This is a genomic window from Rhodoferax sp. (assembly GCF_028689295.1).
In the GTDB taxonomy this organism is placed as follows: Bacteria; Pseudomonadota; Gammaproteobacteria; order Burkholderiales; family Burkholderiaceae_C; genus Rhodoferax.
Window position 1 is genome coordinate 201,128 of the sequence record NZ_JAQTWL010000001.1, and the last position, 12,804, is coordinate 213,931.

At 57.8% G+C, this 12,804-nt stretch carries 11 protein-coding genes; 7 read left to right on the forward strand and 4 right to left on the reverse strand.

The annotated features are described in order from the left end of the window. The first annotated feature begins 11 nt into the window (after positions 1-11). The 7 genes from PHF15_RS01105 (at position 12) to PHF15_RS01135 (ending at position 9,476) form a co-directional block, all read left to right on the forward strand. Complete coding sequence (locus PHF15_RS01105; protein WP_300118053.1) at positions 12-2,921, forward strand: molybdopterin oxidoreductase family protein; 2,910 nt, start codon at positions 12-14, stop codon at positions 2,919-2,921. Next, positions 2,918-3,649, forward strand: coding sequence for a 4Fe-4S dicluster domain-containing protein (locus PHF15_RS01110; protein WP_300118055.1), 732 nt, complete (start codon positions 2,918-2,920; stop codon positions 3,647-3,649). The genes PHF15_RS01105 and PHF15_RS01110 overlap by 4 nt, the downstream gene beginning before the upstream one ends. A gap of 9 nt (positions 3,650-3,658) precedes the next feature. Further along, positions 3,659-4,639 carry a DmsC/YnfH family molybdoenzyme membrane anchor subunit gene (locus PHF15_RS01115; RefSeq protein WP_300118057.1) on the forward strand — a complete coding sequence of 327 codons (981 nt, stop codon included), beginning with the start codon at positions 3,659-3,661 and terminating at the stop codon, positions 4,637-4,639. A gap of 99 nt (positions 4,640-4,738) precedes the next feature. Next, positions 4,739-5,914 carry a sulfate adenylyltransferase gene (sat, locus tag PHF15_RS01120; protein ID WP_300118059.1) on the forward strand — a complete coding sequence of 392 codons (1,176 nt, stop codon included), beginning with the start codon at positions 4,739-4,741 and terminating at the stop codon, positions 5,912-5,914. Positions 5,915-5,950: 36 nt separating this feature from the next. After that, entirely contained in the window at positions 5,951-6,427 is a 477-nt protein-coding gene (gene aprB / locus PHF15_RS01125) for an adenylyl-sulfate reductase subunit beta (protein ID WP_300118061.1), read from the forward strand. A gap of 26 nt (positions 6,428-6,453) precedes the next feature. Continuing rightward, on the forward strand, positions 6,454-8,484 hold the full coding sequence (aprA, locus tag PHF15_RS01130; protein WP_300118063.1) for an adenylyl-sulfate reductase subunit alpha: 2,031 nt from the start codon (positions 6,454-6,456) through the stop codon (positions 8,482-8,484). A gap of 89 nt (positions 8,485-8,573) precedes the next feature. Then, a complete protein-coding gene (locus PHF15_RS01135; protein ID WP_300118065.1) occupies positions 8,574-9,476 on the forward strand; it encodes a YkgJ family cysteine cluster protein in 903 nt (300 codons plus the stop codon). Positions 9,477-9,484: 8 nt separating this feature from the next. On the opposite strand, the gene PHF15_RS01140 is transcribed toward PHF15_RS01135, so the two are convergent. The 4 genes from PHF15_RS01140 to PHF15_RS01155 form a co-directional block, all read right to left on the reverse strand. Next, a complete protein-coding gene (locus PHF15_RS01140; protein WP_300118067.1) occupies positions 9,485-9,874 on the reverse strand; it encodes a rhodanese-like domain-containing protein in 390 nt (129 codons plus the stop codon). 122 nt (positions 9,875-9,996) lie between these two features. Beyond that, complete coding sequence (locus tag PHF15_RS01145; protein WP_300118068.1) at positions 9,997-11,160, reverse strand: hypothetical protein; 1,164 nt, start codon at positions 11,158-11,160, stop codon at positions 9,997-9,999. Between the two features lie 48 nt (positions 11,161-11,208). Continuing rightward, on the reverse strand, positions 11,209-12,126 hold the full coding sequence (locus PHF15_RS01150; RefSeq protein ID WP_300118070.1) for a CoB--CoM heterodisulfide reductase iron-sulfur subunit B family protein: 918 nt from the start codon (positions 12,124-12,126) through the stop codon (positions 11,209-11,211). Between the two features lie 28 nt (positions 12,127-12,154). Continuing rightward, positions 12,155-12,784 (reverse strand): 4Fe-4S dicluster domain-containing protein, encoded by a 630-nt coding sequence (locus tag PHF15_RS01155; RefSeq protein WP_300118072.1) that lies wholly within the window; start codon positions 12,782-12,784, stop codon positions 12,155-12,157. Positions 12,785-12,804: the final 20 nt, after the last annotated feature.

Sequence of the window (12,804 nt, forward strand, 5' to 3'; positions counted from 1 at the left end):
CGCGTCACCGCATGTCTGTCATACCGATTCACAACCCTCTCAGCCCGCCGTTGTCTGGCGCCACGCTTGAGATGCGCAACACCACATGCTACATGTGTGCTTGCAGGTGCGGTATCCGGGTGCATTTGCGCAACGGTGAGGTGCGCTACATCGAGGGTAATCCCGACCACCCCTTGAATCAGGGCGTGATCTGCGCCAAAGGTTCCTCCGGCATTATGAAGCAGTATTCGCCAGCGCGGCTGACCAAGCCCCTGCTGCGCAAGCCGGGCAGCGACCGCGGCGATGGCCAGTTTGAAGAAATCGAGTGGGATGTGGCGTTTTCAATGCTGCAGGAGCGGTTGCAAAAAATTCGCGCTACCGACCCCAAGCAGTTCGCCCTGTTCACCGGACGCGATCAGATGCAGGCGCTCACCGGCCTGTTTGCGCGCCAGTTCGGCACCCCCAACTATGCCGCTCATGGCGGCTTTTGCTCGGTCAACATGGCCGCCGGCATGATCTACACCATTGGCGGCTCATTCTGGGAATTTGGCGGCCCCGACCTGGAGCGTGCCAAGCTGTTTGTCATGATGGGCACCGCCGAAGACCACCACTCCAACCCGATGAAAATCGCGATCTCGAAATTCAAGCGCGATGGCGGGCGTTTCATTTCGATCAACCCGGTGCGCACCGGCTACTCGGCCGTTGCCGACGAGTGGGTGCCGATCAAGCCCGGCACCGATGGCGCGCTGCTGCTGGCGCTGATCCACGAACTTATCGAACTGGGACTCTATGACCGGGAGTTCCTGGTGCGCTGCACCAACTCCGGGCAGTTGATCAACATGGACAGCGCCAACGACGAGTTCGGCATGTTCGTGCGCACCGAAGTGCCCGAAGAAGAAGGCTGTTTTGATCCGCAAAACAAGCTCTGGTGGGACCGCGTGAGCAACCGCCCCGTCGTGACGCACGCCGAGGGCTGCGACCCGTTTCTGTTCGGCGAATTCAAGCTGTCGGACGGTACGGTGGTCAAGCCCGCGTTCCAACTCCTCAAGGAGCGGGTTGCGGCTTACACCCCCGAGTGGGCGGCTGGCATCACGGGTATTTCGGCCGAGGTGATTCGTCGTCTTGCCCACGAGATGGGCGTGACCGCCCGCGACCAGAAAATTGAACTGCCGATTTCCTGGACCGACTCCTGGGGCAAGGAACACGACACGGTGACCGGCAATCCGGTTGCTTTTCACGCCATGCGCGGGCTGGCCGCGCACTCCAACGGTTTTCATACCGTGCGTTCGCTGGCGATCCTGATGTCGCTGCTCGGCACCATCGACCGTCCGGGCGGATTCCGCCACAAGGCGCCTTTCCCGCGCCCCATTCCGCCTTGCGCCAAGACGCCGAACACGCCGCTTGCCGTCAAGCCCAATACGCCGCTCGACGGCCTGGGGCTTGGCTGGCCTTCCGAACCAGACGACCTGTTCGTGGACGACGCCGGCAAGCCGGTGCGCATCGACAAGGCTTTCTCCTGGGAATACCCGCTGTCGGTGCACGGCATGATGCACAACGTCATCACCAATGCATGGCGTGGCGATCCCTACCCGATCGACACGCTGATGCTGTTCATGGCGAACATGGCCTGGAACTCGACCATGAACACCTCGGAAGTGCGCAAGATGCTCAACGACAAGCGCGAGGACGGCGAATACAAGATTCCGTTCCTCGTCGTCTGTGATGCCTTCCAGTCGGAGACCACCGCGTTCGCAGATCTGGTGCTGCCCGACACCACCTACCTTGAACGCCACGACGTGATGTCGATGCTGGACCGGCCCATTTCGGAGTTCGACGGTCCGGTCGATTCTGTGCGCATCCCGGTGCTGCCGCCCACGGGCCAGTGCAAGCCGTTCCAGGAAGTGCTGATCGAACTGGCCAGCCGCTTGAAATTCCCGGCTTTCGTGCGACCTGACGGCACCCGGAAGTTTCGCGATTACCCCGATTTCATCGTCAACTATGAAACCGAACCCGGCTCTGGCATCGGCTTTCTTTCCGGCTGGCGCGGCAAGGGTGGCGAGAAGTTCATGCGCGGCGAGCCGAATTCACGCCAATTGGAAATGTACGCGCAGAACAATTGCGTCTATCACCACAAACTGCCACTGTCTTACCAGTACATGCGCAACTGGAACAAGGGCTATCTGGAGTGGTCGCAACGCACCCGGATTACGCGTTACGCCGAGCCCATCCTGATTCACATCTATTCGGAAGTGCTGCAAAAATTCCGTCTCTCAGCGCAGGACAAGGGCATGTCACGCAAGCCGCCGGAGCATCTCAAGAAGAACATTGCGGAATACTTCGACCCACTGCCTTTCTACTACGAACCACTTGAAGCGCAAAAAACCGACCGCACCAAATATCCGCTCAGTGCGATCACGCAGCGCCCCATGGCGATGTACCACTCGTGGGATTCGCAAAACGCCTGGCTGCGCCAGATTCACGCGCACAACCACCTTTACGTCAACCCGAAAACAGCGCGCGCGCAGGGGATTGATGATGGCGGCTGGATGTGGGTCGAGTCCCAGTGGGGCAAGGTGCGCTGCCTCGCCAAATACTCCGAAGCGGTTGAGCCTGGCACGGTCTGGACCTGGAACGCCGTCGGCAAGGCTGCCGGCGCATGGCATCTTGAGCCCGATGCCAACGAGTCGCAGCGCGGCTTTTTGCTCAACCACCTGATTTCAGACGAGTTGCCGGGCACGGCATCCGGCGCTCCGATATCCAATTCCGACCCGATCACCGGGCAGGCCGCGTGGTTTGACGTTCAGGTGCGAATCTACAAGGCCGGACCCGAAGAGCCGGCAAGCACCTGGCCGCAATTCAAGGCGGTACCTGCGGCACCCGGCACAGGGGGCGTCAATCCGGGCTGGCTGGCCTATTTCGCCGGCAAGGGGGCGCGCAAATGACGCAGCTCGCGCTGGTGATCGATCTGAATGTATGCGTGGGTTGCCACGCCTGCGTGACCAGTTGCAAGCAGTGGAACACCTCGGGCACGGCCGGCCCGCTGGCTGACTTCAATCCCTATGGCGCCGAGCCCACGGGTACCTTTTTCAACCGGGTGCAGACCTTCGAGGTCGGCGAGTTCCCGAACACGCAAACGGTGCACTTCCCCAAATCCTGCCTGCATTGTGAAGATCCGCCGTGCGTGCCGGTGTGCCCCACGGGGGCCAGTTACAAGCGCGCCGAAGACGGTATCGTCCTCGTTGATTCCGACAAATGCATTGGCTGCAAGTACTGCTCGTGGGCGTGTCCCTACGGCGCACGCGAGCTCGATGAAGGGCGCAAGGTGATGACCAAGTGCACACTCTGCGTAGACCGGATTTACGACACGGCGCTGTCCGAGCGTGAGCGCAAACCCGCGTGCGTCCTGGCTTGCCCGACCAGCGCCCGCCTGTTTGGCGACATCCACGACGCCGAGTCGGCAGTTTCGCTGGCGATCCGTGAGAAGGCGGGGTACACGCTCATGCCCGAATGGGGCACCCATCCGTCGAACCACTACTTGCCAAGGCGCAAGACCGAGATCAACCTCCATAAGGACGAACTCATTCGTGCCGATAACCCGTTGAAGATAGACGGCCTCCTGCCCAAGCCGGACATGTCTGAACCTTCACTCGACGATGTGTTGTCCTGGTAGGCAAACAACATGAAACCAGCCTTCTCCGTTATCTTCCTGACCACCCTGATCGGTGCCGCGCAGGGCCTTTTTCTGGCGTTGTTCACAGCGCAGTCGTACGCCTTGTTCAGTCTCCTGCCAGTGCAGGACAGCCAGTCGTTTTATGCCGTCGGCGTGTTGCTGGTGCTCATCATCAGCGCCTTGGGGTTGGCCAGTTCTTTCTTGCACCTCGGGCGTCCCGAGCGTGCCTGGCGATCAGCCGCCATGTGGCGCACCTCGTGGCTGTCGCGCGAGGTCATCGTGCTGCCGGTATTCATGGGCGTAATGCTGCTCTACGGTCTGGCGCATTACACCGGTTGGAAACCGATTTTGGTGACATTGCCGGATGGCGTTGCGATCGACGTCAGCGTGATTCTGGGTGTCATCGGGACCGTGCTCGCCTTTGCACTTTTTATCGCCACCGGCATGGTCTATGCCTGCATGCGTTTCATGCAGGAATGGCACAGCCCGTTGACGGTGATCAACTATATTCTGCTGGGTGGTGCTTCGGGCTTCACACTCGCAGCCGCCTTTGCCACCAGCCAGGCACCTGAACTCACAGGTTTTTTCGCCGGTTGGGCCCTGATCATCACGCTGCTTGCGTTCGCAAGCCGTGGCGCCTCGCTGATTCGCAACAGTCGCCTGCGTCCAAAATCAACGCTGCAGACCGCCATTGGCATCAAGCATCCGCGAATTGTCCAGAAATCGGCGGGATTTCTGGGCGGCGCATTCAACACCCGGGAGTTCTTCCACGGCAGCTCGCAGTCCACCTTGCGCTCAGTGAAATGGACCTTCCTCGGAACTGTATTTTTGGCGCCGGTGCTGCTTCTGATGGCCGGTCTCTGGTTGGATTTTCCCGGCGCGCTGATACTGGCTTTCACCGTCCAGTATCTGGGCTTGCTTGCTGAACGGTGGTTCTTTTTTGCCCAGGTGAACCATCCGCAGAACCTCTATTACCAGGCGATCAGTTGAATCTGCTCATGAATTCTTTTTTTAATCAACGCTGTATCTGCGACGCGATTGCCATCAATCACACGTCTGGATATATCAAAACCAAGAGGAGCTGATACTATGTCTCTCGTTGAACCCCATGGCGGGCACGGCCTGCTGGAATTATTGCTAGAAGGCGATGCACTTGCTGCCGAGCTGGCACGCGCTGCCAGCTTGCCCAAGGTCCGCGTCAGTTCGCGCGAAAAGGGCGACATCATCATGTTGGGCATCGGTGGCTTTACGCCGTTGGATGGATTCATGTCGCATGCCGACTGGATTGGCGTCTGTGACGGCATGAAACTGGCCAATGGCCTTTTCTGGCCTATTCCCATCACCCTGTCGACCGACCCGGCTACGGCCGGGACCATCAAGATCGGTGGCGATATCGCGCTGACCGACCCGGACAACGGTGAAATTCTCGCGACCATGCGCGTGACGGAAAAATACGCAATCGACAAGGCGCACGAATGTGCGACCGTGTTCAAGACCACCGATGCCAAGCATCCTGGCGTCAAGCTGGTCATGGAGCAGGGCGACATTAACCTGGCAGGCCCGATCAAAGTATTGTCCCAAGGTGATTTTCCGCAAAAATACGGTGACCTTTTCATGTCGCCCAGGCAGACGCGGGAACAGTTCGAGGCCCTGGGGTGGAGCAAGGTGGCGGCCTTTCAGACCCGTAATCCAATGCATCGGTCGCACGAGTATCTGGCCAAAATTGCGATCGAAACCTGTGATGGCGTCCTGATTCACTCGCTGCTTGGCAATCTCAAACCGGGCGACATTCCCGCCGAAGTGCGGGCCAAGGCGATTGGCACGCTCACCGAGAATTACTTTGTCAAGAAAACCGTCATCCAGGCCGGCTACCCTCTGGACATGCGTTATGCCGGTCCGCGCGAGGCGTTGCTGCATGCGCTTTTCCGGCAAAACTACGGCTGCTCGCACCAGATTGTCGGACGCGATCACGCCGGCGTCGGCAGTTATTACGGCCCGTTCGACGCACATCACATCTTTGACACCATTCCTGAAGACGCGCTGCAGACACAGCCTCTCAAAATCGATATCGCATTTTGGTGCTACAAATGCGGCGGCATGGCTTCCGGGCGAACCTGCCCACACACCGATGCCGACCGCCTGCAGGTCTCGGGCACCCAGTTGCGCAAATCGCTGTCCGAAGGTTCGGATGTGCCGCCCGAATTCAGCCGCCCCGAAGTGCTCGCCATCCTGCGCGAGTACTACGCCACTCTGGCTGAGAAATGATTCCCGTTAACCCCAACCCCAAGAAGGAGAAGTGAAATGCCAACCTATGTGAGAACCGAAAAATGTGATGGATGCAAAGGTCAGGACAAGACTGCTTGCATGTACATCTGCCCCCACGATCTGATGGCGCTGGACAAGGATGGCTCGCAAACCGGCCATGCCATGAAGGCGTGGAACCAGGAGCCTGACCAGTGCTGGGAATGTTATTCCTGTGTCAAGATCTGCCCGCAAAACGCGATCGAAGTACGACACTACGCCGACATCGTGCCTTTGGGCGGCTCGGTGCAGCCGATGCGCGGCTCCGACTCCATCATGTGGACCATAAAGTTCCGCAACGGAACGCTCAAACGCTTCAAGTTTCCGATTCGCACCACCGCCGAAGGCGCCATTGATCCCTACGGCAACAAGCCGATGCCCACCATGGCGGACCTCGCCACGCCAGCCATGTTTACCCAGAACATGATGGGCGGCTACCGTACCGGCCAGGCGGCAGAACTGATCCGTGTCAAATAACCCAACCCATTCAAAAGGTGAATCGAATGTCTCAAGCTAGTTTTGAAAATCCAAAAATCGTCCAGGAAGACCTGGATATCCTGTTCATCGGCGGTGGCATGGCGAGCTGCGGTGCTGCCTATGAAGTGATGCGCTGGGCAGATGCCGTCAAGGCCGAAACCGGCATCGAACTCAAAATCAAACTGGTCGACAAAGCTGCCCTGGACCGCTCCGGTGCCGTGGCGCAGGGTCTGTCCGCCATCAATACCTACATCGGCCCCGACCTGGACCCGGCCGACTACGCGCGCATGGTCTCCAACGACCTGATGGGCATCACCCGCGACGACCTGACTTACGACATGGGCCGTATCGTCGATGACTCCGTGCATTTGTTCGAAGAGTGGGGCCTGCCGATCTGGAAAACCGATGCCGAGGGTGTCCGTCACGACGGTGCCGAGGCGCTGAAAGAAGGCATCCCGACGCTCAAGGACGGTGGCAAACCGGTACGCTCGGGCAAGTGGCAGATCATGATCAACGGCGAGTCCTACAAATGGATTGTGGCCGAAGCAGCCAAAAAGGCGCTCGGTCTGGCGCGGGTCGAAGAACGTATCTTCATTGTCAAACTGATCAATGACAAGAACGATCCTTCCCGCATTGCCGGCGCCGTGGGCTTCTCGGTGCGTGACAATTCAATCCATATCTACAAGGCCAAGTCAGTCCTGCTGGCTGCCGGCGGTTGTGTCAACCTGTTCCGTCCGCGCTCCGTGGGCGAAGGTCAGGGCCGCGCCTGGTATCCGGTCTGGAATGCGGGCAGCACTTACGCGATGGCGGCCGAGGCCGGCGCCGAGATGACCATGATGGAAAACCGCTTCGTGCCGGCGCGTTTCAAAGACGGCTATGGCCCGGTCGGTGCCTGGTTCCTGTTGTTCAAGGCCAAGGCCATCAATGCCTACGGTGAAGACTACATGGTCAAGAACAAGGAAATGCTCAACGACTATCCGCCCTACGGTCAGGCCGCTGTTCCCGCTTCCTGCCTGCGCAATCACCTGATGCTCAAGGAAATGAAAGACGGCCACGGCCCGATCTACATGGACACCGTCACGGCGCTGGCCAAACTGCGCGAGGCGCTTTCGCCCAAGGAGGTCAAGCACCTCGAAGCCGAGGCCTGGGAAGACTTTCTTGACATGTGTGTCGGCCAGTGCGGCATCTGGGTCGGCGAGAACATCGAGCCCGAGAAGAAAATGTCCGAACTCATGCCCACCGAGCCCTACCTGCTCGGCTCGCATTCCGGCTGCTGCGGCATCTGGGTATCGGGTCCGGAAGATCTGGGCGCACCGACGACCGAAGAGTACGACGGTGTCCCGGCCCATCTGCCCAAGGGCTGGAACTGGGGCTATCGCTCCATGACCACGGTCAAGGGGCTGTTCAGTGCTGGCGATGGCGTGGGCGCATCGGGCCACAAATTCTCTTCAGGCTCGCATGCCGAAGGGCGTATCGCCGCCAAGGCCATGGTCAAATATGCGTTGGATAACAAGGCATGGACGGTTGAACTCGATACCTCGGTCGAACAACTGGCCGCAGAGATTTACCAACCTGTGCGCACTTTCCTGGAATTCAAGGATTTCAGCACGGCCATTGATGTCAACCCGAACTACATCACACCCAGGATGCTGCAGATCCGTTTGCAGAAAATCATGGACGAGTATGTGGCCGGTTGTAGCACCTACTACAACACCAATGACAAGATGCTGGCAGTCGCCGAAGAGAAACTGGCATTGCTCAAGGAAGATTCGCTGAAAATGCGCGCCAAAGACCTGCATGAGTTGCTGCGGGCCTGGGAAAATTATCACCGCATCATCACGGCTGAAGCGCACATGAAGCACATCCAGTTCCGCGAAGAAAGCCGCTACCCCGGTTTCTACTATCGTACCGACAAGAACTTTGTCGACGAGGAAAACTGGCACTGCTTCGTCAATTCAATCTACGACAAAAACACCAAGCAGTGGACTTGCTTCAAGCGCAAGCACGTTGACCTGGTGGACAAGTCCAAGCTGTTCAAGGTAGCCGCACCGCACTGATGCGCCGCTCACTCTGAGCCGTGTAAGATAGCGAAGGCCGGGCACCGCAAGGTGTTCGGCCTATTTTTTAGGTTCACAAGGTTGCAACGATGCAAGACAACAATACACAAGATCTGCCCTTTCTCACCAGTCCGGTGTTGCCCAAGACCTTTGATGCCAGCAAGGTGATCCAATTTCAATGCCGCAAAGGCATTGCTTGCTGGAACGCCTGCTGCAGCAACATCGACATTTCTCTGACACCTTATGACATCCTGCGACTCAAGCGCCGTTTTGGGACCAGTTCCGGCGAGTTCCTGAAAAAATATACCGTCCCCTTCGAATTCGAACAAAACAGCATCGCTGGCGTCAAGCTGCGCCCGGTTGCGAATGGCACAGCCTGCCAGTTCATGACGCCCGAGGGCTGCAGCGTCTATGAAGACCGCCCGACCGCATGTCGCTACTACCCGGTTGCGCTGTTGTCGCTGCGGCGCCAGGATGAAAGTACCGACCATACCTCCTACGCCCTTGTCGAAGAGCCGCATTGCCTGGGTCACAAGGAGCCGCGCCCGATCAGCGTCGGCGACTACCGCAAGGAGCAGGGCCTGGAAGAATATGACGATCAGGCACGCGGCTGGCGCCAACTGATCCTGAAGAAAAAATCATCCGGACCGAGCATTGGTAAACCCTCCAAGCGCAGCCTGGAGCTCTTTTTCATGGTCTGCTATGACATCGATCGTTTCAGCCAGTTCGTGGCCAGCGAAGGGTTTAGCGATATCTACGATTTGCCGGCGCAAGAGCTGAAAAACATTCTTTGCGACGATCTTGAACTGATGCAGTTCGGTTTTCGCTTTCTCAGGCAAGTCCTGTTCGGCGAGGAGTCCATCCCGCTGCGCAAGGAAGCGGCGCAGGAGCGCCATCTGCGACAACAGGAGAGACGGCAACGCCTGGAGACCGAAGCCGCGGCGAAGCGCGCGCTGGAGCAGGATGAAATGTACAGCGATCCGGAGGAGTGAACCCGGATTCAGAGCTGCCGCCAGGGCAAACCATGAAAGCGCCAGCCGCCCTTCGTACCCCGATGGTGTTCCGGGTCCAGCGGACCTTCAAAACCTTCGAGCACGTTGCTCACATCTGTGAAGCCGAATTTTTCAAGTGCCAACCCGGCATCGACTGACCGATTGCCACTGCGGCAAATCAGAATGACGGGCCGTTCCTTGCGCCCGGCGATGGACAGGGCAGCATCGCAAAAATGCGGATTGATCTCGAAATCAGGTTCAGTATTCCACTCGATGTTGACGGCATCGGTGGGATGGCCGACGTAATAGAACTCGGCCTCGGTGCGGCAATCGATAAACAGCGTATCGGGATTGGCACTGAGAATTTCAAGTGCCTGTTTGGGATGAAAATGTTCCATGCTTGTCTCCTTGGGCGCATTGTGCCGCAATAAAACAAGGTCACAAAAGACATCCTTGTCATATCTATATTCCACCCGGCTACAGCGTGCCGACGCTTGCCAGGCATGAAGGGAGGTAAATCCTAGGCGCTCCAGTAGGGCGTGGCGATTGGCTCACCCAAATCTGACTCGATCAGGCGGCGCCGCACTTCGAGCAGGTGGGCAATGAGCGCGCTCTCGCGAGCGGCGTAGGCCTGCGTATCCGGAATGCGATTCACCACCACACCGAGCAGCTCGGTGATCGCATTGCCAATTGAATTCTGGCTGATCGTGACAATCAGTTTGCCGGCATCATTGCGGTAGATCAACTGCTTGAAGGCCGGTTGCCAGCGGATGGCATTGGCATATTTGGCATCGACGATGCAGTGGTCGCGGACTTTCTTCGCGGTCTTCATGAAATCATTGTTGAACAGCAGCACGCTTTCCACCTCATCCGGGAAATAGACATCCTTCAGCATGGGTGCATTGCGGGACGAGACCTGGGAGAAAAAAGTGCGGTAAAAATCGATAAAACCTTTCAGGAGTTCATCGTATTCTTTCCAGAAATGAACGTCCTTGAGTGCGGCTGCTCCGCCCTGTATTTCCCAGCTTGGCAAACCCTGGGGATAGCCGGTAAGCTCGATGCGGGCTTCGGTCTCAGGGGCCGGTTTGAGAATCTTCAGATGCAGCGCCCGCTCGAAAAACTCGCGATACACCTCGCGCATGTAGGCCTGGAACAGGCTGTTCTGGCCACCATCGGTCAAATTGGGATTCTTGTCGTCAGCCAGCTTGGCAGGGCGCAGTTCTGCCTTGGGGAAGACAATAAAGTGGTTATGCAGCATGCGAATGCTGGGCACACCGGGCGAGGTCAAGGGCCAGGTCGCATCCAGACTGGCTTCGCCGGCCAGAATCAGGGCTTCGCCCGGATCGGGATATTGCTCCAGCATGTAGTCAATGATGACTTGATTCATCCGGTTCCACACATGCTTGACATTGTCGGTAACCTGCGTGCGCCGTACCGGCCGTCCCAGCGGGTTGAGAATGGTCTTGGAGGTGTTGTAAATGATGGAGCAATCAAACTCGTTGCTGTGGCCCAGGGCCTTGCGATACAGCAGCAGGTTTTCCGAATTGGTCAGCAAACCGTTATTGCTCATCAGGTCATTGAGATTTTCGGTGCTGTTGAAAAACTCGTTGTGCACCATCCCCTGTGGAATTTCGAGCGGAATCGGCCGGAAGGGCGTGTAAATTTCACGCGGACCAAACTGCATCGTGACGTTCCTCAAGTTGCGCGTTGGCCGAGTGATTGCCCGGAAAATTTACTTTTTCCCGGTCTCGGCCTTGCTGGCAATCTCCTGCAGCTTTGTCGGCTTGATGATGTGACCGTCCAGCCCCGCTTCTTTCATAGAGCTGCCGTAAGCCACGCTCATGACTTGGGAGTAGTACATCACCGGCATGTTGAGTTTGGTGCCATGGATGCGGTTGATCTCGGACTGATAGACTTCCACATTGGCCTGGCACAGGGGGCAGGGCGTGACAATCATGTCGGCGCCGTTGTCGTAAGCTGACTCGACAATCTCACGAATGAGCTTCTGACTCTTTTCTGGCTCTGGAAATGCCAGCGCCCCACCGCAGCAACTCACTTTGTGCTCCCAATTCTCAATGGCTTCGCCACCCACTGACTCGATCAGTTTGTCCAGGTACAGGGGATTTTCGAACGACTCACCGGCAATGCCAAACGGGCGGTTGGTCTGGCAACCCACGTAGCCGGCAAACTTGAGACCTTCAAGCGACTTCACCACCGGCTTCTTCAAGGCATCGTAGCCAAAGTCCTCGATCAGGACCTCAACCATATGGCGCACCGGCGCGCTGCCCTTGTAGCTGAGCCCTGCTTCCTTCAATGCCGTGTTGGTGTCAGCCAGCAGTTTTTCACTACCGTCAATTTTTTCCTTGCACTCGCGCGCATTCAACCAACAGCCAGCACAGGTGGCAACAATGTCTTTTCCCGGCAGGTGTTTTTCGGCCAACACCAGGTTACGCGCATTCAAGGCCAGGCGTTCAAGTTGCCCGCCGCCCGCATAACTGATGGATGCGCTGCAACAGTTCCAGTCCGGAATCGGCGTCAGTTCGATATCCAGTGTTTTGCACATTGAATTGACCGACACCACGTAATTGGAGGCAGACGCCTTGGGCTGGGATGAGCAGCCGGGATAGAACGCGTATTCTTTTTTGGACATGATGGTTCCTAATCAGGTGAGCAAGATTTCACGATGCTGCACGGTGTTGCTGCTCTTCAATCTGGCGGGCGGTCTTGAGCATCGCCGTGATGCCCTTTGCGTCCTTGCAACGGTGCCCGCCGAACAATTCAAACGGGTTGAGCCGCTTGGCCATCATCAACTGGCGGCCGGAGTCGCGCATGACCCAGGCTTGTTTGATACCTGCCATCAGACCATCCTTGAAGTACAGTCTCATGGTCAATTTGAGTTCATTGAGCCGGCCGGTCTTGACGCAGTTGTTCCAGAACAGGACAGAAAAAAACCGGGTTGACTGCTTTTTCGGCGCCAGGCCGACCTGGTGCGCGTAGGCGGCCAGCCCGTGCACGATGTGCGTGATCGGGAGTTTGCGCGGGCAGCGCGCCATGCAGTTGTAGCACGAGGTGCACATCCACATCGAGTCCGACTTGAGCACTTCCTCGCGCTTGCCGGCACGGATCATCATGAATAACTTTTGCGGCGTGTGTTCCCAATGCGGTCCGAGCGGACAGGAGCCGGCGCAAACGCCGCACTGCATGCACATCTTGACCCATTCGCCGTCCTCGACGTTGGCCTCGACTTCCTTGAGAAAGTTGTTGTGGTAGCGCGCGCTGGCTGCCGTGTTGCCAGTGCTCGTTGACATGGTGGTTGTTTGCAGCTTTT